Source organism: Cupriavidus necator, from assembly GCF_016127575.1.
Lineage (GTDB): Bacteria > Pseudomonadota > Gammaproteobacteria > Burkholderiales > Burkholderiaceae > Cupriavidus > Cupriavidus necator_D.
In genome coordinates this window covers 504,047-528,769 of record NZ_CP066018.1, presented here as the reverse complement: position 1 = coordinate 528,769, position 24,723 = coordinate 504,047, and the positions used below count along the sequence as shown (strand labels likewise).

Annotated in this window: 24 protein-coding genes; 9 read left to right on the top strand and 15 right to left on the bottom strand. The window is 66.6% G+C overall.

The genetic code is table 11. The features are described from left to right. Window positions 1-7: 7 nt before the first annotated feature. From trmD to I6H87_RS02525, 3 genes are all read left to right on the top strand, one after another. Window positions 8-790, top strand: coding sequence for a tRNA (guanosine(37)-N1)-methyltransferase TrmD (gene trmD, locus I6H87_RS02535; protein WP_011614780.1), 783 nt, complete (start codon window positions 8-10; stop codon window positions 788-790). 74 nt (window positions 791-864) lie between these two features. Continuing rightward, complete coding sequence (rplS, locus tag I6H87_RS02530; RefSeq protein ID WP_010812924.1) at window positions 865-1,257, top strand: 50S ribosomal protein L19; 393 nt, start codon at window positions 865-867, stop codon at window positions 1,255-1,257. Window positions 1,258-1,410: 153 nt separating this feature from the next. After that, window positions 1,411-2,091 (top strand): CoA pyrophosphatase, encoded by a 681-nt coding sequence (locus I6H87_RS02525; protein ID WP_010812923.1) that lies wholly within the window; start codon window positions 1,411-1,413, stop codon window positions 2,089-2,091. A 12-nt stretch (window positions 2,092-2,103) separates the two neighbouring features. Here I6H87_RS02525 and I6H87_RS02520 read toward each other — a convergent pair whose 3' ends face one another. Continuing rightward, on the bottom strand, window positions 2,104-2,952 hold the full coding sequence (locus I6H87_RS02520) for a sulfurtransferase (protein ID WP_010812922.1): 849 nt from the start codon (window positions 2,950-2,952) through the stop codon (window positions 2,104-2,106). Window positions 2,953-3,159: 207 nt separating this feature from the next. On the opposite strand from I6H87_RS02520, the gene dnaE reads away from it, so the two are divergent. Further along, entirely contained in the window at window positions 3,160-6,672 is a 3,513-nt protein-coding gene (dnaE, locus tag I6H87_RS02515; RefSeq protein WP_041687221.1) for a DNA polymerase III subunit alpha, read from the top strand. A 19-nt stretch (window positions 6,673-6,691) separates the two neighbouring features. Here the strand turns inward: dnaE and I6H87_RS02510 are convergent, their stop codons facing one another. Both I6H87_RS02510 and I6H87_RS02505 read right to left on the bottom strand, forming a co-directional pair. After that, window positions 6,692-7,765: a glycosyltransferase family 4 protein gene (locus I6H87_RS02510; protein WP_011614782.1), complete on the bottom strand. Its 1,074-nt coding sequence runs from the start codon at window positions 7,763-7,765 to the stop codon at window positions 6,692-6,694. Window positions 7,766-7,801: 36 nt separating this feature from the next. Continuing rightward, window positions 7,802-8,581: a glycosyltransferase family 2 protein gene (locus I6H87_RS02505; protein ID WP_037023915.1), complete on the bottom strand. Its 780-nt coding sequence runs from the start codon at window positions 8,579-8,581 to the stop codon at window positions 7,802-7,804. Between the two features lie 299 nt (window positions 8,582-8,880). On the opposite strand from I6H87_RS02505, the gene I6H87_RS02500 reads away from it, so the two are divergent. Continuing rightward, on the top strand, window positions 8,881-9,654 hold the full coding sequence (locus I6H87_RS02500) for a glycosyltransferase family 25 protein (RefSeq protein ID WP_010812918.1): 774 nt from the start codon (window positions 8,881-8,883) through the stop codon (window positions 9,652-9,654). Window positions 9,655-9,745: 91 nt separating this feature from the next. Continuing rightward, complete coding sequence (gene msbA, locus I6H87_RS02495; protein WP_174549456.1) at window positions 9,746-11,476, top strand: lipid A export permease/ATP-binding protein MsbA; 1,731 nt, start codon at window positions 9,746-9,748, stop codon at window positions 11,474-11,476. Between the two features lie 58 nt (window positions 11,477-11,534). On the opposite strand, the gene waaC is transcribed toward msbA, so the two are convergent. Then, a complete protein-coding gene (gene waaC, locus I6H87_RS02490; protein WP_011614784.1) occupies window positions 11,535-12,521 on the bottom strand; it encodes a lipopolysaccharide heptosyltransferase I in 987 nt (328 codons plus the stop codon). 180 nt (window positions 12,522-12,701) lie between these two features. Here waaC and I6H87_RS02485 point away from each other — a divergent pair, with 180 nt between their 5' ends. Then, window positions 12,702-13,292: a peroxidase-related enzyme gene (locus tag I6H87_RS02485; protein WP_010812915.1), complete on the top strand. Its 591-nt coding sequence runs from the start codon at window positions 12,702-12,704 to the stop codon at window positions 13,290-13,292. Window positions 13,293-13,304: 12 nt separating this feature from the next. On the opposite strand, the gene I6H87_RS02480 is transcribed toward I6H87_RS02485, so the two are convergent. After that, window positions 13,305-13,817, bottom strand: coding sequence for a hypothetical protein (locus I6H87_RS02480; RefSeq protein WP_010812914.1), 513 nt, complete (start codon window positions 13,815-13,817; stop codon window positions 13,305-13,307). Window positions 13,818-14,086: 269 nt separating this feature from the next. Here I6H87_RS02480 and I6H87_RS02475 point away from each other — a divergent pair, with 269 nt between their 5' ends. Continuing rightward, window positions 14,087-14,401, top strand: coding sequence for a hypothetical protein (locus I6H87_RS02475; protein WP_011614785.1), 315 nt, complete (start codon window positions 14,087-14,089; stop codon window positions 14,399-14,401). A gap of 62 nt (window positions 14,402-14,463) precedes the next feature. Here the strand turns inward: I6H87_RS02475 and rng are convergent, their stop codons facing one another. The 8 genes from rng to I6H87_RS02435 form a co-directional block, all read right to left on the bottom strand. Next, window positions 14,464-15,930, bottom strand: coding sequence for a ribonuclease G (rng, locus tag I6H87_RS02470; RefSeq protein ID WP_010812912.1), 1,467 nt, complete (start codon window positions 15,928-15,930; stop codon window positions 14,464-14,466). An 86-nt stretch (window positions 15,931-16,016) separates the two neighbouring features. Continuing rightward, window positions 16,017-16,631, bottom strand: coding sequence for a Maf family protein (locus tag I6H87_RS02465; protein ID WP_011614786.1), 615 nt, complete (start codon window positions 16,629-16,631; stop codon window positions 16,017-16,019). A 33-nt stretch (window positions 16,632-16,664) separates the two neighbouring features. Continuing rightward, complete coding sequence (rlmH, locus tag I6H87_RS02460) at window positions 16,665-17,144, bottom strand: 23S rRNA (pseudouridine(1915)-N(3))-methyltransferase RlmH (protein WP_011614787.1); 480 nt, start codon at window positions 17,142-17,144, stop codon at window positions 16,665-16,667. 53 nt (window positions 17,145-17,197) lie between these two features. Further along, complete coding sequence (rsfS, locus tag I6H87_RS02455) at window positions 17,198-17,935, bottom strand: ribosome silencing factor (protein WP_010812909.1); 738 nt, start codon at window positions 17,933-17,935, stop codon at window positions 17,198-17,200. A gap of 61 nt (window positions 17,936-17,996) precedes the next feature. Further along, on the bottom strand, window positions 17,997-18,731 hold the full coding sequence (locus I6H87_RS02450; RefSeq protein ID WP_011614788.1) for a nicotinate-nucleotide adenylyltransferase: 735 nt from the start codon (window positions 18,729-18,731) through the stop codon (window positions 17,997-17,999). Between the two features lie 10 nt (window positions 18,732-18,741). Then, the gene (gene hemF / locus I6H87_RS02445; protein ID WP_011614789.1) at window positions 18,742-19,653 is read right to left on the bottom strand and encodes an oxygen-dependent coproporphyrinogen oxidase; all 912 of its coding nucleotides are present in this window, start codon (window positions 19,651-19,653) and stop codon (window positions 18,742-18,744) included. 178 nt (window positions 19,654-19,831) lie between these two features. Next, on the bottom strand, window positions 19,832-21,100 hold the full coding sequence (gene purD / locus I6H87_RS02440; protein ID WP_010812906.1) for a phosphoribosylamine--glycine ligase: 1,269 nt from the start codon (window positions 21,098-21,100) through the stop codon (window positions 19,832-19,834). Window positions 21,101-21,184: 84 nt separating this feature from the next. After that, window positions 21,185-21,910, bottom strand: a complete 726-nt coding sequence (locus I6H87_RS02435; protein WP_010812905.1) for a YebC/PmpR family DNA-binding transcriptional regulator — start codon at window positions 21,908-21,910, stop codon at window positions 21,185-21,187. A 219-nt stretch (window positions 21,911-22,129) separates the two neighbouring features. On the opposite strand from I6H87_RS02435, the gene I6H87_RS02430 reads away from it, so the two are divergent. Further along, window positions 22,130-23,656 (top strand): helicase HerA-like C-terminal domain-containing protein, encoded by a 1,527-nt coding sequence (locus tag I6H87_RS02430; protein WP_010812904.1) that lies wholly within the window; start codon window positions 22,130-22,132, stop codon window positions 23,654-23,656. Between the two features lie 52 nt (window positions 23,657-23,708). Here the strand turns inward: I6H87_RS02430 and I6H87_RS02425 are convergent, their stop codons facing one another. Both I6H87_RS02425 and upp read right to left on the bottom strand, forming a co-directional pair. After that, window positions 23,709-23,873, bottom strand: a complete 165-nt coding sequence (locus I6H87_RS02425; RefSeq protein WP_010812903.1) for a DUF3149 domain-containing protein — start codon at window positions 23,871-23,873, stop codon at window positions 23,709-23,711. Window positions 23,874-24,000: 127 nt separating this feature from the next. Continuing rightward, window positions 24,001-24,651, bottom strand: coding sequence for a uracil phosphoribosyltransferase (gene upp, locus I6H87_RS02420; protein WP_010812902.1), 651 nt, complete (start codon window positions 24,649-24,651; stop codon window positions 24,001-24,003). Window positions 24,652-24,723: the final 72 nt, after the last annotated feature.

Below are 24,723 nucleotides of genomic sequence, written 5' to 3'. Positions count from 1 at the left end.
AGAGCGGATGCAGTTCGATGTGATCACGCTGTTTCCCGACATGTTTCGCGCGCTGACCGACTGGGGTATCACCAGCCGGGCGGCAAAGCAGCAGCGCTATGGCTTGCGTACCTGGAATCCGCGGGATTTCACGGTCGACAACTACCGCACCATCGACGATCGTCCTTACGGCGGCGGCCCCGGCATGGTGATGCTGGCCAAGCCGCTGGATGACGCGATCGATGCCGCGGTGGCGGCTCAGGCGCAGGCCGGCGTGCCAGAGCCGCATGTGGTGCTGATGTCGCCGCAGGGCAAGACGCTGTCGCATGCCAAGGTGATGGAACTGGCCGAACGGCCGGGCCTGGTTTTGCTGTGCGGCCGGTATGAGGCCATCGACCAGCGGCTGATCGACCGCCGCGTGGACGAGGAAATCAGCCTCGGCGACTTTGTGCTGTCGGGCGGCGAACTGCCGGCGATGGCGCTGATCGACGCCGTGGTGCGGCATCTGCCGGGCGTGCTGGGCGATGCGCAGTCGGCCGTGCAGGACAGCTTTGTCAACGGCCTGCTGGATTGTCCGCACTACACGCGGCCGGAAGAATATGAAGGCGTGCGGGTGCCCGAGATCCTGCTCGGGGGCCATCACGCCGAGATCGAGAAATGGCGGCGCCAGCAGGCGCTGGCCAATACCGCGAGCAAGCGTCCCGATCTGATCGAGGCCGCTCGCAAACAAGGTTTGCTGACCCGGGCCGACGAGAAGTTCTTGTCGGAATGGGCGGCGAAGGAAGGGCGGGGGGAGACCCCCGCCAGGTAAAACCCCATCCTCTGCCGGGGCCCGGGCAATGCCTGGGGCATACAACGCCGGCACGATGGCTACGGAGAAAAACGATGAACATCATCGAGCAGATCGAGAAGGAAGAGATCGCGCGTCTGACCGCGAACAAGACCATCCCCGCATTCGCGCCTGGCGACACCGTGGTTGTCAGCGTGAACGTGGTGGAAGGTAACCGCAAGCGCGTGCAGGCCTACGAAGGCGTCGTGATTGCCAAGCGCAACCGCGGCCTGAATTCGTCCTTCATCGTGCGCAAGATCTCGTCGGGTGAAGGCGTGGAACGTACGTTCCAGCTGTACTCGCCGCTGATCGCTGCCATCGAAGTGAAGCGTCGCGGCGACGTGCGTCGCGCGAAGCTGTACTACCTGCGCCAGCGTTCGGGCAAGTCCGCACGTATCAAGGAAAAGCTGGTGTCGAAGGCTGCTGTCGCTGCCAAGGCTGCGCAGTAAGCTGGGCATGCCGGCCGGGGCAGCCCGGCCAGCGTTTCCTCAGGAAGGGCACCCCAGGGTGCCCTTTTTGCATTGGCGCGGCGCAACGATGGAAGCGGCAGGCGCTTTTTGCTGCAGCGCCAGAATGCGCGCTTCTGTCATACTTGCGATGTTATGCGTCCTGCTTTCGATCCCGAATCCCTCCCCGTCATCGACACCGACCTGCGCAACGGCGCCCTGAGCGCGCCGCGGCTTGAGGTGGACTTTATCCGGCACCGCTTCCGGGTGCCGCCGGCCTGGGCGCCGGAGCTGACCGATGAATCGCGCGTCTATGACCGCAGCCGCGGACTGCGCGACGCCGCCGTGCTGGTGCCGCTGGTGGAGCGCCATGACGGCCTGACGGTGCTGCTGACGCAGCGCAATGCCAACCTGAGCGCGCATGCCGGGCAGATCAGCTTCCCGGGCGGGCGGCAGGAGTCATGGGATGTCAACCGTATCGACACCGCGCTGCGCGAGACGGAAGAAGAGGTGGGGCTGGCGCGCGACTATGTCGAAGTGCTGGGTGCGCTGCCGGACTACATTACCGGCACCGGTTTCCACGTGAGCCCCGTGGTAGGGCTGGTGCGCGACGGTTTCACGCTGCGCCCGGATGCCTCGGAGGTTGCCGATGTCTTCGAGGTGCCGCTCGCGTTTCTGATGGACCCATCCCACCACGAACGGCGGCTGTTCCGCTGGGTCGACGGCGAGCGGGTGTTCTACGCCATGCCCTATCCGCGCGAGACTGGCGGCCACCGCTTTATCTGGGGCGCCACCGCGGGCATGCTGCGCAATCTTTACCACCTGCTGGCCGCCTGAGCCGCCGGCTTCTTACGCTGCGGCCTGGTCCTTGCTGCCGATGCAGTGGGGGCAGCTCTTGCCGACCACGTAGTGCGGGCTTTGCTGCTCCTGCGGCGTGACCACCGCGCGGCAGGCAAAGCACTGCTTGGGGCCGGCTGGCTCCAGGTTGGGGTTCAGCGCGGTGCGGTAGTCAAAGACGAAGCAGTCGCCGCGATAATGGCTGCCGCCGACTTCCTCGAAGTACTTCAGGATGCCGCCCTCGAGCTGGTACACGCGCTCGACGCCGACTTCCTGCATATGGATCGCCGCCTTCTCGCAGCGGATGCCGCCGGTGCAGAACGACACCACGGTCTTGCCTTCCAGCTCCGCCTTGTGGGCCGCCACCGCCTCGGGAAATTCGCTGAACTTGGCGATGTCATATTCCACGGCGTCTTCGAACGTGCCAACCGCGACTTCGAAATCATTGCGCGTGTCCAGCATCACCACCGGGCGGCCTTCGTCGTCGTGCCCCTGGTCCAGCCAGCGCTTCAGTTCGGCCGGACGCACTGACGGCGCGCGGCCTTCCTCGGGGCGGATCAGCGGCATCTTCATGGTGATGATTTCCTTCTTGGCGCGCACCAGCATGCGCTTGAAGGGCTGGTTTTCCGACAGGCTTTCCTTGGGCGCGATATCGGCAAAGCGCGCATCGGCGTGCAGCCAGTCCATGAAACCGTCGATGGCTGCGCGCGGCCCGGCCAGGAACATATTGATGCCTTCGGGCGCGAGCAGGATCGTGCCCTTCAGGCCGGCCGCTTCGCAGCGCTCGCGCATGGCCGGGCGCAGGGTCTCGATGTCGTCCAGCGAGACGAATTTGTAAGCGGAAATATTGACGATCTGCATGGGAGACTGCGCCTGCGCGGCCGCGTCCCGAAGGGCGCCGACGGCTTGCGATAACTGCCTGATTGGAAAGGTGAAATTATAACGCGTGCGGGCGCCGCCGCCGCGCATTCCCAAGCACTCCGATCAGCTATGCCGGGCCCTCGCGCCAGGCCGCCCGCACGCAATATCGGAGGCATGCCAGCGGCCCGAGCCGGTACAATGTCGCCCATGTCCGCACCCCGCTTCGTACACCTCCGCCTGCATTCCGAATACTCCATCGTGGACGGCATCGTCCGCCTGGAAGACGCCGTCAAGGCCGCTGCCGCCGACGGCATGGGCGCGCTCGCCCTGACGGATCTCGCCAACGCCTTCGGGCTGATCCGTTACTACAAGGAGGCGCGCGGCAAGGGCGTGAAGCCGGTGGTCGGTGCCGACGTCTGGCTCACCAACGCCGAAGACCGCGACAAGCCGTCGCGCCTGCTGCTGCTGGTGCAGGACCGCCGCGGCTACCTGAACCTGTGCATGCTGTTGTCGCGCGCGTGGCTGGGCAACCAGCACCGCGGCCGCGCCGAGATCGATCCGGCCTGGTTCCTGGAACCCGGCGAAGACGACCTGCCGCTCGCGACCGGCCTGATCGCCCTGTCGGGCGCAATGGGTGGCGATATCGGCATGGCGCTGGCCAACGGCAATGCCGACGGTGCGCGCCGCGCGGCACAGCATTGGTCCACGGTATTCGCGCAGCGCTTCTACATCGAACTGCAGCGCGCCGGCAATGCCGGCACCGATGCCTACGTGCAGCAGGCCGTGCAACTGGCGGCGGAACTGCAACTGCCGGTGGTGGCCACGCATCCGGTGCAGTTCATGACGCCGGACGACTACACCGCGCACGAGGCGCGCGTGTGCATCGCCGAGGGCGAGCTGCTGGCCAATCCGCGCCGCACGCGGCGCTTTACCACCGACCAGTACTTCAAGACCCAGGACGAGATGTGCGCGCTATTCGCCGACATCCCCTCGGCACTGGAGAACGCGGTCGAGATCGCGCGCCGCTGCAACCTGACGCTGGAACTGGGCAAGCCGCGCCTGCCGCTGTTCCCGACGCCCGACGGCATGTCGCTGGACGACTACCTGGTCTACATGGCCAAGGACGGGCTGGAGAAGCGCCTGGCGGTGCTGTTCCCCGACGAGGCGGTGCGCGAATCCAAGCGCCCGGAATACTACGCACGGCTGGAATTCGAGACCGGCACCATCATCAAGATGGGCTTCCCCGGCTACTTCCTGATCGTGGCGGACTTTATCAACTGGGCCAAGAACAACGGCGTGCCGGTGGGACCGGGCCGCGGTTCGGGCGCCGGTTCGCTGGTCGCGTATGCGCTCGGCATTACCGACCTGGATCCGCTCAAGTACGCGCTGCTGTTCGAGCGTTTCCTGAACCCGGAACGGGTCTCGATGCCCGACTTCGACATCGACTTCTGCCAGCACGGCCGCGATCGCGTGATCACGTACGTGAAAGAGAAGTACGGCAAGGACGCGGTATCGCAGATCGCCACCTTCGGCACCATGGCGGCAAAGGCCGCGGTGCGCGACGTGGGCCGGGTGCTCGATCTCGGCTACGGCTTTGTCGACGGCATCGCCAAGCTGATCCCGTTCAAGCCGGGCAAGCTGGTCACCATCGAGGAAGCCAAGAAGGAAGAGCCGCTGCTGACCGAGCGCGAGAGCAACGAGGAAGAAGTGCGCCAGCTGCTGGAGCTGGCACAGCGCGTCGAAGGCATGACCCGCAACGTCGGCATGCATGCCGGCGGCGTGCTGATCGCGCCCGGCCGGCTGACCGACTTCTGCCCGCTGTACACGCAGGGCGCGCAGAACGACGGCATGAGCGGCGTGGTCAGCCAGTACGACAAGGACGACGTCGAGGCCGCCGGCCTGGTCAAGTTCGACTTTTTGGGCCTGACCACGCTGACCATCCTGGACTGGGCCGAGCGCTATATCCGCCGTCTCGACCCCAGCAAGGCTGACTGGAACTGCAGCCATATCCCGCTCGACGACGGTCCCGCCTTCGATATCCTCAAGACCGCCAACACGGTCGCCGTGTTCCAGCTGGAAAGCCGCGGCATGCAGGGCATGCTGAAGGACGCCAAGCCTGACCGCTTCGAGGACATCATCGCGCTGGTGGCACTGTACCGCCCGGGCCCGATGGACCTGATCCCCAGCTTCTGCGCGCGCAAGCACGGCCGCGAGAAGGTGGAGTACCCGGATCCGCGCGTCGAACCCGTCCTGAAAGAGACCTACGGCATCATGGTCTACCAGGAGCAGGTGATGCAGATGGCGCAGATCATCGGCGGCTACTCGCTCGGCGGCGCCGACCTGCTGCGCCGCGCCATGGGCAAGAAGAAGCCCGAGGAGATGGCCCAGCATCGCGTCATGTTCCGCGAAGGCGCCGACAAGAACGGCCTCTCCGCGCAGCAGGCCGACGATATCTTCGACCTGATGGAGAAGTTCGCGGGCTACGGCTTCAACAAGTCGCACGCGGCCGCGTATGCGCTGCTGGCGTACTACACCGCCTGGCTCAAGGCCCACCATCCGGCCGAATTCATGGCAGCCAACATGTCGCTCGCCATGGACGACACCGACAAGGTCAAGATCCTCTACGAGGACTGCAAGCTCAACAAGCTCGCGGTGCTGCCGCCGGACGTCAACGCCAGCGAATACCGCTTCGCGCCGACCGACCCCAAGACCATCCGCTACGGCCTTGGTGGCATCAAGGGCAGCGGCCAGGGCGCGATCGAAGATATCCTGCGCGCACGCGAGGAGCGCCCGTTCACCGATCTGTTCGACTTCTGCGAACGCGTCGACCGCCGCCAGGTCAATCGCCGCACCATCGAGGCGCTGATCCGCGCCGGCGCCTTCGACAGCCTGAACGACAACCGCGCCCAGCTGCTGGCCTCGGTGCCGATCGCGATGGAGGCCGCCGAGCAGAAGGCCGAGTCCGCCAACCAGGTGTCGCTGTTCGACCTGATGGGCGATGCCGGCGATGCGCACCGCCCCGAGCTGCTCGACGAGCCGCGCTGGAGTCCCAAGCGCACGCTGCAGGAAGAGAAGCAGGCGCTCGGCTACTACTTCTCAGGCCACCTGTTCGATGCCTACCGCGACGAGGTGCGCCGCTTCAACAAGGGCACGCTGGCCGCGCTGGAAAAGGAAGTGCAGGGCAACGGCGGCGGTTTCGGCCGCGACGTGCGCGGCAAGACCATCGCCGGCGTGATCAGCGGCGTCCGCACGCAGATGACGCAGCGCGGCAAGATGGTGATCGTCACGCTCGACGACGGCACCGGGCTGGTCGAGATGACGGTGTTCAACGAGCTGTTCGACGCCAACCGGCACATGTTCCGCGAGGACGAGCTGCTGATCGCCACGGGGAACGCGCGGCACGATACGTTTACCGGTGGGGTGAGGTTTACGGCGGAATCGGTGATGGACCTGGTGGCCGCACGCGTCAAGTTTGCCAGCGCCGTGCGGTTGTCGATGAATGGCAATTCCTCGACCGGGATGCTGCGCGAACTGCTGATGCCGCACCTGGCCCGCGCCAGCGGTGGACAGGGTTTGCCGGTGCGCATCCACTACCAGTCGGGGGCGGCTTCGTGCGAGGCCATGCTCGGAGCGGACTGGAAGGTGGTGCCCTCCGACGAGGCGCTGACCGCGTTGCGGCTGGCACTGTCGCCGGACAGCGTCAGCACCCTCTACGAATAAGCCGACGGCAGCGGCGGTCTCAGGCCGCCTGCCGGGCGGCGCGCGCGCTGGCCGCCAGTGCTAGCAGCGCGTCGACGTGGGCCTCGATGCCCGGATCGTAGTTGAGCATCGCCATCGGATTCGCCAGCCGGCCCTGGCCGCTGCGTGCCGCGTCGACCGCGGCGTGAATCGCGCGGTCGAGCGTCTCGGCGCGATCGCGTGCGAAGGCATGCACCGCCTGCGGCCGGATCACCTCCAGGCAGGCAATATTGTCGGCAAAGACCAGCGGTGTGCCGCACAGCACCGATTCCACGCCGACCAGTCCGAACGGTTCATAGCCCGACGCCAGGATGGTGAAGTCCGCGGCGCGGTAGAGCGCGTCGATGCGGCTGCTGTAGCCCAGTTCCCGTACCCGCGGGATGGTGCGCCCGACCGGACGGCCGGCCACGGCAAGCGTGATCGGCAGGTCCGATTTGGAGAAATAGTCGGCAAGCAGGTCGAAACCCTTGCGGGCATGGCCCGAAGACGGGAACAGGAATACGACCTCATCGTCACCGAAACCGAACTCACGGCGCAACGCGGCGCGCGCGTCGGCGTCGACCGGCGTGAAGCGCTGCGTGTCGACCGGCGGGTAGATCAGTTCCACGCGGTCCGGCGGCATCCCGTACAGCTCGATCACCTCGCGGCGCATCAGCGCCGAATGTGCCACCACGCGGTGCGCGCCAGCATACTGCGCACTCTCCAGGTCGATCTGCCACTGGTCGGAGCGGCGCGCTGTCGTGCCGCGCGCGCCGAGATAGCCGCGATGGGTGCCGCCGCAGATGGCGATATCGGAGCCGCGCACGCGGTTGCAGCCGATCAGCACTTCGTCCGCGGGACGGCGCGCTTGCAGCCGCCACGAGAAGTAGCGGTCGCGCAGCTTGCCGGGCAGCCACGACACCACGATCCGGTGCGGGACAATGCCGGCCGACTCTGCCACGCCGGCGTCGAAGCGGCGCGCGTAGACCGACACCTCGGTGCCGGCGCGGCCTGCCATGGCCCGGCTGATGTCGAGCGCATAGCGTTCCAGGCCGCCGCCAGCGCCGAAGCGATTGCAGGAGATGCCAACTTTCATCGATGCATGGAATAAAGGGGAGGGGCGGCCGGCGCCTCAACGGGTGACCTCAGGGGCGGCTGCCTTGAGATCGGTGTCGGCCTGCAACTGCGCCAGCTTGGCGTACTTGTAGTAGCTTGCCTGCGCATTCATCAGCGCCACGCCGAAGCCTGCGCTGCCGTCCAGGAAGCCGCGCTTGAGCAGGTAGGTCCGGATGAAGGCCCACAGGCCGTGGCCCGCGGCGGACGCCACCGAACTACGCTTGCCCCGCGCGTAGGCCTGCTGCGCGCCTGCGCTGGAGTAGCTGTCGATCTTGCGCAGCACGTCCGACAATGTGCGGTAGCTGTAATGGATCAGCGGCTCGCGCAGATGGGTGACCGGGTCGTCCACTTTCAGGTGTTCGTGGACCAGGTCATCCGTGAAGCGGCCGCGGCCCTTGCGGAAGACGCGGGTCACATAGTCCGGGTACCAGCCGGCGTGGCGCACGAAGGTGCCGCAGAACGCTGACAGGCGCGGCAGCGCAAGCGCGTGGGCGTCGGACCGCTTCAGATGGCCCAGGATCTCGTCGCGCAGGGCGGGCGTGACACGTTCGTCGGCGTCGAGACTCAGGATCCAGTCGCCCGTGGCGGCGTCAACCGCGCGGTTCTTCTGCGGGCCGAAGCCAGGCCAGTCGTCGGTCTGGATGACGGTGGCGCCGGCGGCACGCGCAATCGCCACAGTGTCATCCGTGCTGGCCCAATCCACTATAATCGCCTCTTCGCACCAGGACACGCTTTCGAGGCATGGCCCGATATTGTGAGCTTCATTCCTAGTAATGATGACGGCCGAGACTCTCATGGAACATAGGGGAGGCACGCAGGTCGGACAAGACCGACGGGCCGCCGGAGTCGCCCACGGCGCCAGGCGCTGGATCGAGACCGCGTATTCTACCGCACTGGCGCATGGCGCCCTCCGCGCACCCTGATGCCATCGAGTCGGCTAGCGGGCCGCTCCCTGAAACTCAAATTGATGATACGAGCACAATTGTTCCGTTCCGCCGGGATGGAAGAAGTCTTCCTTCTGCCTGCGCGTGCAGCATTGGTCTCTCAGTTGCCCGCTGCAATCTGGGCAAGACTGGACACACTGGTGCTGGCCGCATGATCGGCGCCTACGTCATCAATCTCGACTCCGCGCGGGAACGCCGGGAGCGCATTTCCGGCCAGCTGGCGGGCCTTGGCATCCCGTTCCAGGTGTTCCGGGCCGTGGATGGCCGCGTGCTGGCGGAGCAGGAAGTGGCCAGCAAGTACGATGCCGCGGCCGCCGCCGCGCGCTACCGGCCAATGAGCCGGGGCGAGGTCGGGTGCGGGTTGAGCCACCTCGGTGTATACCGCAAGATGCTCGACGACGGCGCCGCCTTTGCGCTGGTGCTGGAGGACGATGCTTCGCCTGGCCCCGACCTGGCAACCGTGCTGGCCGACCTGGAGTCGCGCCTGGATCCGGACCGGGCCGAGGTAGTGCTGCTGTCCCATGTCGACAAGTACACCCGCTGGGGTGCCCGCAGGCTCGGCGGTGAACGACGCCTGGTCAGGCGCTACGGCGAATGGTGGCGCGCGCACGGCTACGTGGTGACGCGTGCCGCAGCGCGACGGCTGCTGGCGGGCTTGCAGCCGATGTGGTGCGCGGCCGACTACTGGTCGGCCTTCGAAAAGCAGGGCCTGGTGTCGGTCAGTGCGGTGGTGCCATATTGCATCGGCCTGACCGAGCTGGCCGAGACCTCGTCGCTCGAAACGCATCGCGCCGACCTGGACGCCACCGACAAGGCTCAGCGCAGCATCGGCTATTATCTGCGCCGCTACGTCTATCAGCGCTTCCTGTTCCAGCTCATCGTCAGGCCCTTCCTTCGGGTAGCCCGGCAGAAGCGGCCGGGCTAGCGCCGGGCCGGCACGCCGCCTCCACACACAAGAAATATCAGTGACCACATCCAAACCGCCCATTTCGCCAGGTGCCGCCGTGCCGTCCAGCATGGCCAGCCGGCTCTGGTCTTACCTGCGCCCCGAGTTACGCATCTTCATCGGCGCTATCCTCGCCATGGCCGTGGTTGCGGGCAGCGAAGGGGTGATCCCCAAGGTTGTCAATGACCTGCTCGACAAGGGCTTCGGCGGCGACTACGCCGGCACGCTGTGGCATGTCCCCGCCATCCTGACCGGCGTGGCCCTGATCCGCGGCGTGGCGCAGTTTGCCTCGGGCTACCTGCTGAACCTGATCTCGAACCGCGTGCTGCTGAAGATGCGCCTGCAGATGTTCGAGCGCCTGCTGCAGGCGCCGGCGTCGTTCTTCCACCGCAACACGGCGGCTTCGCTGATCAACGCCGTGATCTTCGAGGTCAACCAGGTGCTGCAGATCCTGACCAGCGTCTTTATCACGCTGGTGCGGGACTCGCTGACGGTTGTCGCGCTGCTGATCTACCTGTTCTATACCAACTGGCGCCTGACGCTGATCGTGGCGGTGATCCTGCCGGTGATCGGCTACCTGATGTCGAAGATCAACCGCCGGCTGCGCAAGCTCAACCGCGATCACCAGGCTTTTACCAACAACGCTGCCTATGTCGTGGAAGAGGCCGTGGGCGGCTACAAGGTGGTCAAGCTGCACGGCGGCGAGGCCTACGAGATGGGCCGCTTCCGCACCGTGGCCGAGCGGCTCAAGAACTACTCGATGCGCATGGCGGTTGCCGGCGGGTTGAACCAGCCGGTCACGGCCTTCCTGGCCGCGCTGGCGCTGTCGGTGATCATCACCATTGCGATGGTGCAGGCGCAGGCCAACCAGACCACGGTGGGCGGTTTTACCGGCTTTGTGATGGCGATGCTGCTGCTGATCTCGCCGCTCAAGCACCTGACCGACATCAACCAGCCGCTGACACGCGGCATCACCGCAGCCGAGATGATCTTCCGGCTGATCGATGAGCCGATCGAGCCGCAGGACGGTGGCAAGATGCTGGGTCGTGCCCGTGGCGAGCTGGCCTTCGAGCAAGTCGGCTTCCGCTACGGTGAAGCATCGCGCGCCGCGCTGGAGGGCATTGACCTGCGCGTCAGTCCGGGCGAAGTGGTGGCGCTGGTGGGCCCGTCGGGAAGCGGCAAGACCACGCTGGTCAACCTGGTGCCGCGCTTCTTCGACCCGACTGGCGGGCGCATCCTGCTGGATGGCACGCCGCTGACCGAGTTGTCGCTGAAGGACCTGCGCAACCAGATTGCCTTCGTCAGCCAGGACGTGGTGCTGTTCAACGACACCGTCGCCGCCAATGTGGCATATGGCGCGCAATCCGACCGCGAGATCGACATGGCCCGCGTTGAGCGCGCGCTGGCGGCCGCTTACCTGACGGAAACGGTCAAGGGGCTGCCGGAGGGCCTGAACACCAATATTGGCGACAACGGCATGAAGCTGTCCGGCGGTCAGCGCCAGCGGCTGGCGATTGCCCGGGCGCTGTATAAGAACGCGCCGATCCTGATCCTGGACGAGGCGACTTCGGCACTGGATTCGGAGTCCGAGCGCCAGGTCCAGGCGGCGCTGGAGGAACTGATGAAGGGCCGGACCACGCTGGTGATTGCGCACCGGTTGTCCACCATCGAGAATGCTGACCGCATCGCGGTGCTGGACCACGGGCGCGTGGCGGAGCAGGGCACGCACGCGCAGTTGCTTGCGGCCAACGGCCTGTACGCCGGGCTGCACCGGATCCAGTTCGCGACGCAGCAAGGGTAACGGACCTGCCAACGACAAAGGCCGGCGCTTGCGCCGGCCTTTGTCGTTTCCTTCGTGCTCAGTTTGGCGAGGTGACGGGCGGCTGCACGCCCAGCACTTCATCGATGGCAGCCAGCACCTGATCCCGCCGCGGCACCACGCCGCCGCCGCCCAGCGAGACCACGCGGCCCGGCGCATCGACGCCGTACAGGTGGCGCGACGTGGTCGTGAACAGGATCACGGTCGGGCGGCGCAGCGCATCGGCGATATGCACGAAGCCGGTGTCCATGCCAACCACCAGCGATGCCTTGCCTACCATCTGCGCCACACCGGTGATGCTCAGGCGTGGCATCACTTCGGCGTTGGGCACGCTGGCGGCGATGGTTTCGGCTTCCTTGCGCTCCGCGTCGTTGCCCCAGGGCACCAGCACGCGCAGCCCGCGCGCCGAGATCGCGCTGCCCACGCTGATCCAGTCGGCGACCGGCCACTTCTTTTCCTCGCTCGAGGTGGCATGGAACAGCATCGCGTACGGACCCTTGGCGGCCGGCGCCGGCGTGTCTGCTGGCATCTCCAGGCCGTAGTCCATGTCCCTGGTCAGCTCATAGCCCAGGGCGCGGCTGACGGCGCGGCGCATCCGCTGCCGCGCGCAATCTTCTTCGACAAATGGCTGGAACACATGGTTGTAGGCGAAGCGAGCGCCGCTCTCGCCCAACTCTGCCACGGGGTAGCCATAGCGATTGCGCGTGCGTGCCAGGAACGTCACGATGGCGCTCTTGTAGACGCCGTGGACGTCCAGCACCGCATCGTACTTCTCGCGACGCAGTTCACGCAGCGCGCTGAAGATCGCACGCAAGCCAGCCCAATTGCGCGATTTCTTGAAGCCGCGCAGCGGCGCGGAAATCACACGCTCGATATTCGGATTCCAGCGCGGCACGTCGGCGCAATATGAGTCGGCGATCCAGTCGATCTTGACGCCGGGAAAGGCCCGCTGCAGGTCCGCGACCAGCGGCTGGGTGAACACCATGTCGCCGAGAGAGGTCAGCTTGACGATGAGAATACGTTTCATCAGGAACAGTATGGTGGGCAGTATGCCTGCCTGGTTCGGAAGGTGCGTAGTATGCCTTATGCAGGGGACATGTGTCCGTGCGATGCATGGGCGACATGGCGCCCGCCACACCCATGCCGATCCGTTAGTATCTGCATCAGAAGCTCACGATCGATGACGCCTATCCAACAGGAGACCACCATGTCCGACCCGGCATTCGCCATCAGCCGCTACCCCGTTCCCGCGCTGACCGACCTCCCCGACGACATCCGCGCCCGCATCCTGGAAGTCCAGGAAAAAGCCGGCTTCGTCCCCAACGTCTTCCTGGCGCTGGCGCACCGTCCCGACGAGTTCCGCGCGTTCTTCGCCTACCACGACGCGCTCATGCTCAAGGAGGGCGGCCTGACCAAGGGCGAGCGCGAGATGATCGTGGTGGCGACTTCCGGTGCCAACCAGTGCCTGTACTGCGTGGTGGCGCATGGCGCGATCCTGCGCATCTATGAGAAGAAGCCACTGGTGGCGGACCAGGTGGCGGTGAACTACCTGAAGGCGGATATTCCGCAGCGCCAGCGCGCGATGCTAGACTTCGCGATGAAGGTGTGCAAGGCGTCGCATGAAGTGGGCGATGCCGACTTTGCTGCGCTGCGCGAGCACGGTTTTTCCGAGGAGGATGCCTGGGATATTGCCGCGATCACGGCGTTCTTCGGCTTGTCGAACCGGATGGCCAACACCGTCAGCATGCGCCCGAACGACGAGTTCTACCTGATGGGCCGGGTGCCGAAAGCGAAGTAATGCCGCAGCGGCTCAGCGCACCTCGGCGCAGGCACCGCTCTTTGGGTCGAACAGCACCGGCCACGCCTGCTCGTAGATGCCGGGCGTGCAGTGCTTCTCGCAGCGGTTATGGGCCAGCGTCACGCGGCGCGGATCCTGCCACACCAGCAGCTTGCACTGGCTGCCGTCGATGGCCTGCAGTTCGATGTGCGGGGTCGCGCGGACCTGGCGGAACTCGGCCAGGTTGAATTCGCAACTGCCGCGCCGCGATACCCATAGCTTCCACTTGAGCGCACGCACCTCGTTGGCCTTGACGTCCATCAGCGCGTCTTCGCGGAAGCCGTCTTCCTCGGTGCGCTTGCAGGCGGCGGCAATGTTGATGGTCTTGTTCGCGATCGGGGTGGCGCGCTCCTTGGGCGCGGCGGCGATTGCTTCGCCCTTCGCCTCGGGCGGCGGTGCGGGGGCGCGCTTGACAATCGGCAATGGCGCGCACGCCACCGACAACAGAAGGGCCAGCAGACAGGTCCCATGGTTCGTGGCGTTCATGCCGGACTCCTTGCTTGCCGACCGGGCCGCGCCCCGCATCGGGGCGGCAAGCCGGGCGCGGCATCCGTGCGGATGCCGCTGACTACCTTGGCTTAGTTATAGCGGATGGCAAACGGAATTGGAGTAGGACCATCACCGAGTCCGTAAGGAGACGGACGCTAGCGGACACGCGCAGGCGCTGCAGCGCAGTTACGTTCGTAAACAGCTTGATACACAGATGCGGAACACGGCGTGCTAGCCTTTCTCAACCATCGCTCGCCGCCGCCAAAATGAAGCCCCGCGCCCTTGTTGCCCTCATCGTATTGCCCGTGCTCCTTGGCACCCTCCCCGCCGCCGCCCATGCCGATGACGACTGGGACGACGATGATGATCACCGCTACGCGCGCCGGCACAAGGGCGGCGACTACAAGGAAGAGTTCTGGGTCGGCAACTGCAAGATCAAGCGCAAGTGGAAAGACAACGGCGAGTACAAGGAAGAGCGCAAGTGCAAGGACCGGCCGGTCGTGTACCAGCCGCCGCCGGCTGTGTATTACCAGCCCGAACCTGCCTTCGTGGTGAGTCCGCAAGTCGTGATCCGGCCCTAGTCCGGCCAGAATGCGGAAAGGCCCGCCAGTGAGCGGGCCTTTCCATGCCTGCGCCGGCATCTTCACATGAGGATGATGTCGTACTGTTCCTGGTGGAACGTCGATTCCACCTGCAGCGAAATCGGCTTGCCGATGAAGTCGCCAAGCATCGCCAGATGCTGGCTTTCTTCTTCCAGGAACAGGTCGATCACTTCCTGCGAGGCCAGGATGCGGAATTCGCGCGGGTTGAACTGGCGCGATTCGCGCATGATCTCGCGCAGGATGTCGTAGCAGGCCGTACGCGGCGTCTTGACCTGGCCCTTGCCGTGGCAGACCGGGCATTGCTCGCACAGCACATGCGCCAGCGACTCGCGCGTGCGCTTGCGCGTCATCTCGACCAGGCCCAGTTGCGAGAAGCTGTTGACCGTGATGCGGGTGCGGTCGCGTGCGAGCGCTCGTTTCAGCTCGGACAGCACCGCGTCGCGGTGCTCGGCGTTCTCCATATCGATGAAGTCGATGATGATGATGCCGCCGAGGTTGCGCAGGCGCAGCTGCCGCGCGATGGTGTGGGCCGCCTCCAGGTTGGTCTTGAAGATGGTGTCGTCGAAGTTGCGCGCGCCCACGTAGCCGCCGGTGTTGACGTCGATGGTCGTCATCGCCTCGGTCTGGTCGATCATCAGGTAGCCGCCCGACTTCAGGTCCACCCGGCGCGACAGCGCCTTCTCGATCTCGGCGTCGATATTGAACAGGTCGAAGATCGGGCGCTCGCCGGTGTAGTGCGACAGCCGCGGCAGCACCGCCGGGGTGTATTCCTTGGCGAACTCCAGCAGCATCTGGTAGTTCTCGCGCGAGTCGATCTGGATCACGCCGGTGGCGTCGTTGATAAAGTCGCGCAGCACGCGCTGGGCCAGGTTCAGGTCCTGGTAAAGCAGGTTGGGTGCGGGCAGGGTAGTGGCGTTCTGGCGGATCGCGCCCCAGATCTTGCGCAGGTAGGCGATATCGTTGCCGAGTTCTTCGTCGGTCGCTTCCTCGGCAATGGTGCGCACGATAAATCCGCCGCGCTCGTCGTCGGGCACCAGGCCCTGCACGCGGCTGCGCAGCGCCTCGCGGTCCACTTCGCCCTCGATGCGCTGCGAGATGCCGATATGCGGGTCCTGCGGCAGGTACACCAGGGTGCGCCCGGCGATGCTCACCTGGGTGGACAGGCGCGCCCCCTTGGTGCCGATCGGGTCCTTGATCACCTGCACCATGAGTGCCTGGCCTTCGAACAGGGTCTTCTCGATGGCCAGCTGCGGGGTGGAATTGTTGCGGTCGGCATCACGCGGATGCCAGATGTCGGCCACGTGCAGGAAGGCGGCGCGCTCCAGGCCGATATCGATAAAGGCCGATTGCATGCCGGGCAGCACGCGCACCACCTTGCCCAGGTAGATATTGCCGACCAGCCCGCGCGTGAGCGTGCGTTCGACATGCAATTCCTGCACCGCGGCCTGCTGCACGATGGCGACGCGGGTCTCTTGGGGCGTGATGTTGACGAGGATGTCTTCAGTCATAGCGGGTGAAACGCGTCGCCGGTGGCCCGGCTGTATAGGGTGGCCCGGCGCTGGGCCGGGTCTTGTCTGGGCACGGAGGGCGCTGCTCAGAACTGCAGGCGGGCCTGGCGAAGTAACGCCGCCGTCTCAAACAAGGGCAAGCCCATGATACCTGAATAGCTGCCACTGATCCGCTCGACGAACTCGGCCGCCCGGCCCTGGATGCCGTAGGCACCGGCCTTGCCGAGCGGCTCGCCGCTGGCGACGTAGCGTTCGATCTCGGCGGGCTGCATCGGGCGGAAGGTGACTTCTGAGATCGACAGCGCATGCCGCATGCCCGTGGTCGACACGATCGTCACAGCGGTCAGGACGCGGTGGGTGCCGCCCGAGAGCGCGCCCAGCATGGCCGCGGCATCGGCGCCGTCGGCGGGTTTGCCCAGGATGCGGCCGCCCAGGCAGACCGTGGTGTCGGAGGTCAGCACCGGCGCATCGGGCAGCGCGCGGCGTTCGCGACGGCGCAGCGCAGCTTCGGCCTTCAGCGCGCAGACGCGCTGGACGTAGTCGTCGGGGGTCTCGCCGGGCTGGACGGCCTCGAGCGCTTCGGCATCCTCGTCGTCATCGGCCAGCAGCAGTTCGTAGCGCACGCCGAGCTGGGTCAGCAGCTCGCGGCGGCGCGGGCTCTGCGAGGCGAGGTAAAGATAGTCGTGCAGGGTGTCGGGCATCGCGGCGGAGGGGCCTTCCGGCGACAGCCGGGATCAGGCCCGATGATAGGGGTGGTTCTGTGTGACGGACCAGGCGCGGTACAGCTGCTCGGCCAGCAGCACGCGCACCATGCCGTGCGGCAGGGTCAGGCTGGACAGCCGGATCAGGGTGCTGGCGCGGGCTTTCAGGGCGGGGTCGAGCCCGTCGGCGCCGCCGATCAGGAAGGCCACGTCGCCGCCCTCGCGCTGCCAGTCGGTCAGCTGCGCGGCCAGTTGCACGGTGGTGAAGTCGCGTCCGCGCTCATCCAGCGCGACGATGCGGCATTGCTTCGACAGCGAGCCCAGCACCGCCTCGATGCGCGCGGCTTCGCGCTGCATCACGGTGGCGGCGTTGTTGCTGGACGAGCGGGTTTCGGGCTTGACCTCGCGCAGTTCGATGCGCAGCTCGGGCGGCATGCGCTTGGCGTACTCGCTGAAGCCGGTTTCGATCCAGCCGGGCATCTTGTGGCCGACGGCCACGATCACCAGTTGCATGGGGCAGGGGATGGGTCATGCTGCGCGGCCACCGGGCGGCCGCGCGCCGGGACTCAGGCCGAGCGGGTGGTGCGCTTGCGCGCGGCCGGCTTGGCTGCTGCGCTCTTGCTGGCAGCGGTCTTGCTCGGGGCCTTCTTGGCCGCGGTCTTGGTTGCAGTCTTGCGCGCGGTGGTGCCGGCAGCGGTCTTGCGCGGCGCCGCGGCGCGGGTGCCGGCGGTCTTGGTCGCTGCCGTCTTGGTGGCGGTCTTGCGGGCCGGCTTGCGGATGGTGGCGATGGCGTCCGCGTCGGTGTCCTCATGGCCCATCGGCGGCGACGGCTCCTTCATGCCTTCGGGCAGGCGGGCCAGCGCGGGGCGCAAGTTGCTGGCGCGGCGCACGGTGCGCACCGGGGCCTCGTCCTCGTCCTCGTCCATCGGCTCGCTGGCCTTGGCCAGGCCGCGGCCGCCGGCGGCCAGCTTCATGCGCACCGGCTTGTCGCCCCAGATCTCTTCCAGGTTGTAGTACAGGCGCAACTGCGGCTGCAGGATGTGGACCACGGCGTCGCCGCAGTCGACCAGCACCCATTCGCCGGTTTCCAGGCCCTCGACCGCCACGATATGGCCGCCGGCTCCCTTCACCGTATCCCGCACCGACGCTGCCAGCGCCTTGGTCTGGCGGTTGGATGTCCCGCTGGCAATCACCACCCGGTCGAACAGTTCAGTCAGGTGGCTGGTGTCGTACACCTTGATGTCCTGCGCTTTGACATCCTCGAGGCCGTCGACGATGGCGCGTTGCAGTTTACGAATATCCATGGTGTCTTCTTGTTCAGCTGAGATCGGTTGGGGGTGGGCGCCGGGACTGGTGCAACCCCGGTCATGCCCTGGCCGGGGCGTCGCGGTACAGCCCGTGGTTGGCAATGTAGTGTGCCACGCCGGGCGGCAGTTGGTCATCTGCCGGCTGGCCGGCTGCCAGCCGCTGGCGCAGGTGGGTGGAAGACAGGTCGACGGCGAGCGTCTGGTCGATCCACATCCGGCCGGAGGGCGTGCATTGTATCAGGTGCGTGTCAGCCTGGCGTTCGGCCAGTGCCGCCAGCACCGGACCCTCCAGTGCCGCCAGCTCAAAGCGCGGCCGCGTGGCGGTGCACAGGTGCACGTGTTCGAACAGTGCCTGCCAGCCGTGCCAGGTGTGCAGGCGCAGCAGCTGGTCGGCGCCCATCAGCCAGCACAGCGAGGCTTCGGGGCCGTATTCGGCGCGCAGCTGGCGTACCGTGTCGATGGTGTAGCTGGGGCCGGCGCGGTCCACTTCCATGCGGCTCACGCGGACTCTGGCGCCGCTGTCGCTAAGCGCCGCGGCGGCCAGTTCGGTCATGGCCAGGCGGTCGGCGGCAGGGGTCACGTCGTCGCCTTTTTGCCACGACTGGCCGGTGGGTATCCACACCAGCTCATCCAGCCCAAGGTGTTCGATGCACAGCCGCGCCAGTGCCAGGTGGCCGACGTGGGGAGGATCAAATGTGCCGCCCAGGATACCCAGGCGATAGGGGCGGGCGGACGGTTGCGGCGGTTCTCCCGCGTCGGCGGCGGGCTTGCGGTGTTGCGCTGGATTGGCCATAGGTCAGGCGTCAGGCCCAGTCGCGCGCTGGCAGGAAATCGGTGTACAGCGCCGCTTCGGGGCTGTCCGGTTCCGGTTGCCAGTCATAGCGCCAGGTCACCAGCGGCGGCATCGACATCAGGATGGATTCGGCGCGTCCGCCCGACTGCAGGCCGAACAGCGTGCCGCGGTCGAACACGAGGTTGAATTCGACGTAGCGCCCGCGCCGGTAGGCCTGGAAGCCGCGCTCGCGCTCGCCGTAGGGCGTGTCCTTGCGCGCCTGCAGGATCGGCAGGTAGGCGTCCAGGAAGGCGTCGCCGACCGACTGCATCATGGCGAAGCTGCGCTCGAAGCCCAGCGCGGAGAAGTCATCGAAGAAGATCCCGCCCACGCCGCGCGCCTCGTTGCGGTGGCGCAGGAAGAAATACTCGTCGCACCACTGCTTGAAGCGCGGGTACAGGTCGTCGCCGTAGGGCGCCAGCGCCTGCTGGCAGGTGCGGTGGAAGTGCGCGCAGTCGCCGGCGTCGCCGTAGTAGGGCGTCAGGTCCATGCCGCCGCCGAACCACCATACCGGCTCGGCCCCCGGCTTGAGCGCCAGGAAGCAGCGCACGTTCATATGGACCGTGGGCACATAGGGATTGCGCGGGTGGAACACCAGCGACACGCCCATGGCCTCGAAGCTGCGCCCGGCCAGCTCCGGCCGGTTGGCGGTGGCCGACGGCGGCAGGGTGTCGCCGCTCACGTGCGAGAAGCCCACGCCGGCGCGCTCCATCACCGCGCCGCCTTCCAGGATGCGGGTGCGGCCGCTGCCGCGCAGGCGTTCGGTGGGCGGTTTCTCCCAGGCGTCGGTCAGGAACGGCTGGCCGTCGATGGCACCGATGGCATCGGTGATGCGGTCTTGCAGACCGAGCAGATAGGCACGGACTGCCTGGGAATCGATCATGGTTGGCGGAAAGCGGATGGACCGGGCTGAGGGCAGCCCGGCAGCCTTGGCGGCTGCCGGGCGCGTCACAGCGTTGTCACGATTGTACCGGCTGAGGCGGCCGGCGGGTCGCGCGGTCCAAAGCTGGCCGGCAAGGCGGATCAGCCATGCCGGCCGGAACGGCGTTTGCCGGGAAGGATCAGCGCTTGATGGCGCGGTAGCCGATGTCGGTCCGGTACTGCATGCCGTCGAAGCGGATCTGCTCGACCGCGGCATAGGCGGCGCGCTGCGCTGCCTTGACGGTGTCGGCCAGGCCCACCACGCACAGCACGCGCCCGCCCGAGGTCAGCAGGGTGCCGTCCTTGAGGGTGGTGCCGGCGTGGAAGGTCACGCTGTCGTCGGTCTCGGCCGGGATGCCGGTGATGGCATCGCCCTTGCGCGGGCTGTCGGGATAGCCGTAGGCCGCCATCACCACGCCCAGCGCGGTGCGGCGGTCCCAGTCCAGCTCGATGCTGTCGAGCTTGCCGTTGACGGCGTGCTCCATCACATCGACCAGGTCGGTCTTCAGGCGCGCCAGGATCGGCTGGGTTTCGGGGTCGCCCATGCGGCAGTTGAATTCCAGCGTCTTCAGGTTGCCGTCCTTGTCGATCATCAGGCCGGCGTACAGGAAGCCCGTGTACGGGATGCCGTCCTTTTCCATGCCGCGCACGGTCGGCAGGATGATCTCGCGCAGCGCGCGCGCATGCAGCGCGGGCGTGACTACCGGGGCGGGGGAATACGCGCCCATGCCGCCGGTGTTGGGGCCGGCGTCGGCATCCAGCAGGCGCTTGTGGTCCTGGCTGGTGGCCAGCGCCAGCACGTTCTTGCCGTCGACCAGCACGATAAAGCTGGCTTCCTCGCCGTCCAGGAACTCTTCGATCACCACGCGCGCGCCGGCGTCGCCGAGCTTGTTGTCGGCCAGCATCATGTCGACCGCGGTATGCGCTTCTTCCAGCGACATCGCCACCACCACGCCCTTGCCCGCGGCCAGGCCGTCGGCCTTGATCACGATCGGAGCGCCCTGGGCGTCGATGTAGGCGTGCGCCTGGGTGGCGTCGGAGAAGGTCTGGTAAGCGGCGGTCGGGATGCCGTGGCGCTCCATGAACGCCTTGGCGAAGTCCTTGGACGATTCCAGCTGCGCGGCAGCCTGGGTTGGCCCGAAGATGCGCAGGCCCTTGGCGCGGAAGATATCGACAATGCCGGCGGCCAGCGGGGCCTCGGGGCCAACCACGGTGAAGGCCACGCCCTCGCGCTCGGCAAAGGCGGCGATGACCTCGGGGTCGGTCAGCGGAACATTCTGCAGGCGCTTGTCGAGCGCGGTCCCGCCGTTGCCCGGCGCCACGTACACCACCTGCACCTTGGGGGACTGGGCCAATTTCCAGGCCAGCGCGTGTTCACGTCCACCCGAGCCGACAACCAATACTTTCATGATCACTGCCAGAAAAGAAACACATACTAAAAGGCGGCGGCCTAGGCTGTGTCCGGGGCGCCGCCGATGGGGGCTTGTTGCAGCTTAGTCTTCGATCACCGCGTTGGTGAAGACTTCCTGCACGTCGTCCAGGTTTTCCAGGGCGTCGAGCAGTTTCTGCATCTTGGCCGCGTCGTCGCCGGCAAAGCTGACTTCGTTCTGCGGCTTCATCACCACGTCGGCCACCTCCGCCTTGAAGCCGGCGGCTTCCAGTGCGGCCTTGACCGCCGAGAAATCGTTGGGCGGGCAGGTGACTTCGATCGAACCGTCGTCGTTGGTGACGACGTCGTCGGCGCCGGCTTCGAGCGCGGCTTCCATCAGCTTGTCTTCCGGCGTGCCGGGGGCATACAGGAACTGGCCGCAGTGGGTGAACATGAACGCCACCGAACCTTCGGTGCCCATGTTGCCGCCGTGCTTGGAGAACGCATGGCGCACTTCGGCCACGGTGCGGGTGCGGTTGTCGGTCAGGCAGTCGACGATGATGGCCGCGCCGGCCAGGCCGTAGCCTTCGTAGCGGATTTCTTCGTAGTTGGCGCCTTCCATGCCGCCCACGCCGCGCTGGATCGCGCGCTGGATGTTGTCCTTGGGCATGTTCGCGTCCATGGCCTTGTCGATCGACAGGCGCAGGCGCGGGTTGGAGTCGACATCGCCGCCGCCGAGCTTGGCGGCAACGGTGATTTCCTTGATCAGGCGGGTCCAGATCTTGCCGCGCTTGGCGTCAGCGGCGGCCTTCTTGTGTTTGATATTGGCCCATTTCGAGTGACCGGCCATGATTCTCTCCGAAGCGGAATGCGGTGATCTGCGGTGATGTTGTGCGGGGTTGCCATGCGCGCCGTGGCCGGGGTGGCAAAGCCCTCGGACAGCGCGCGCCAGGTGACGGATATGCCTGGCGGCTGGCTATAATCAGCCCAGGATTTTATCACGCGGGCCTGCCCGCGCCGCTGCCGTGGCGAGTCCCGCGGTGCCAGACCTCAAAACCCCAGGAACATCATGGCCGACCCCATCCTCATCGCCAAGAACGCCGAACATGAACTGGTGCTGCTGCCGCAGATGGGCAACCGGCACGGGCTGATCACCGGCGCCACCGGCACCGGCAAGACCGTCACGCTGCAGACCCTGGCGCAGGGCTTCTCGCGACTGGGCGTGCCGGTCTTCATGGCGGACGTCAAAGGTGACTTGACCGGCATTTCGCAGGCTGGCCAGCCGTCCGACAAGCTCAAGCAGCGCCTGGCCGACCTGAACCTGCCGGAGCCGGCATGGGGCGCGTGCCCGACCACGCTGTGGGACGTGTTCGGCGAGAAGGGCCACCCGGTGCGCGCCACGGTCTCGCACATGGGCCCGCTGCTGCTGTCGCGCATGCTGGAGTTGAACGACACCCAGCAGGGGGTGCTGAACCTGGTGTTCCGCATTGCCGACGCCAATGGCCTGCTGCTGCTCGATGCCAAGGACCTGCGCGCCATGCTGCAGTACGTCGGCGACAACGCCGGCCAGTTCACCACCGAGTACGGCAATATCTCGGCCGCCTCGATCGGCGCCATCCAGCGCGGGCTGATCGCGCTGGAATCGCAGGGTGGGGATGTCTTCTTCGGTGAGCCGATGCTGAACCTGGAAGACTTCATCCAGACCGAGAAGGGCCAGGGCGTGGTCAATATCCTGGCCGCCGACAAGCTGATGAACGCGCCGCGGCTGTACGCGACCTTCTTGCTGTGGATGCTGTCCGAGCTGTTCGAGAAGCTGCCCGAGGCCGGCGACCTGGACAAGCCCAAGCTGGTGTTCTTCTTCGACGAGGCCCACCTGCTGTTCAACGATGCGCCCAAGGCGCTGCTCGACAAGATCGAGCAGGTGGTGCGGCTGGTGCGTTCCAAGGGCGTGGGCGTGTACTTCGTCACGCAGAACCCGATCGACATCCCCGACACCGTGCTGGGCCAACTGGGCAACCGCGTGCAGCATGCGCTGCGCGCCTTTACCCCGCGTGACCAGAAGGCGGTCAAGGTGGCGGCCACCACCATGCGCGCCAACCCCAAGCTGGACCTGGAAACCGCGATCGGCGAACTGGGCGTGGGCGAGGCCCTGGTGTCGTTCCTGGATGCCAAGGGCACGCCCTGCGTGACCGAGCGCGCCTGGGTGCTGGCACCGGGCAGCCGCATCGGCCCGGCGACGGAGGAAGAGCGCAAGCAGCTGATCGCCGGTTCGCTGGTGGCGGGCACCTACGAGAAGACCGTGGACCGCGAATCCGCCTATGAAAAGCTGCGCGGCAGCGTGGCGACGGTCGGCAATGGCAACGGCAAGGGCGCCGGAGGCGCGCCGGCGGGGCAGCCAGCGGGCGAGCAGGACAGCGGCTGGCTCGGCACGGCCGGCGACATCTTCGGCACGCTGACCAAGGGCACCGGCAAGACCGGCCGCGGCGATTCGATCCTGGAGTCGATGGCCAAGTCGGCCGCGCGCACGGTGGGCTCGCAGGTCGGGCGCGAGCTGATCCGCGGCGTGCTGGGGAGCCTGCTGGGCAAGAAGAAGTAAAGACCCGGACTGACGCAATGACGGAAAGGGCCGCACGATGCGGCCCTTTCCCTTAGCGACGCTGCGCTTGTTGCTGCGCCTTGGCCGCTGCCGCATCCTCGCGCATCTTGCGCGCGAACATCCGCGCAAAGAACCACCCCATGCCGATGATGAAGACGATCACGCCCAGGCTCATCAGGCCGGTGCTGGTACTGAACAGGATCTTGAAGGCTTCCATGCTTGGCTCCCTTTGCTTTGGCGATGGCCGCCGGCGAGGTCTCGCCGGCGCCTGCCGCCAGTGTAGGGAGCCCTGTGGCGCGGACTATTGAGGCCGGTCAAGCGCAAGCCAGCCCGCCGCGCGCCACTCAGTTCTTGGTGCCGAACAGGCGGTCGCCCGCATCGCCCAGGCCCGGCACGATGTAGGCGTGCTCGTCGAGATGGCTGTCGAGCGAGGCCACGAACAGCTGCACGTTCGGATGCGCCTTCTGGAACACTTCCACGCCCTCGGGCGCCGCCACCAGCGCAACGAAGGTGATGGCCTCGTCCTTCACGCCGCGCCGCTTGAGCACATCCACGGCATGCGCAGCCGAATAGCCCGTGGCGACCATCGGGTCGCACAGGATGAAGCTGCGGTCCTCCACGTCGGGCAGCCGCACCAGGTATTCCACCGGGCGGTGCTGCTCGTCGCGGTACACGCCGATATGGCCGATGCGCGCCGACGGGATCAGCTCGACCAGGCCGTCGCTCATGCCCACGCCCGCGCGCAGCACTGGCACGATGGTCAGCTTCTTGCCGGCGATCACCGGCGCGTCCAGCTCCACCAGCGGCGTCTCGATGCGGCGCGTGGTCAGCGGCAGGTTGCGGGTGATCTCATAGCCCATCAGCAGCGTGATCTCGCGCAGCAGTTCGCGGAAGGTGCGCGTCGACGTTTCCTTGTCGCGCATGTGCGAGAGCTTGTGCTGGATCAGCGGGTGGTCGAGGATGAACAGGTTGGGAAAGCGCGGGTCTTGTTTCATGGCTGGCGGCGAGGGCTCGGCGGGATAGGGGCAAGCAGGTGAAGCGGGCGGCGAGATCGGGTCGACCAGCGC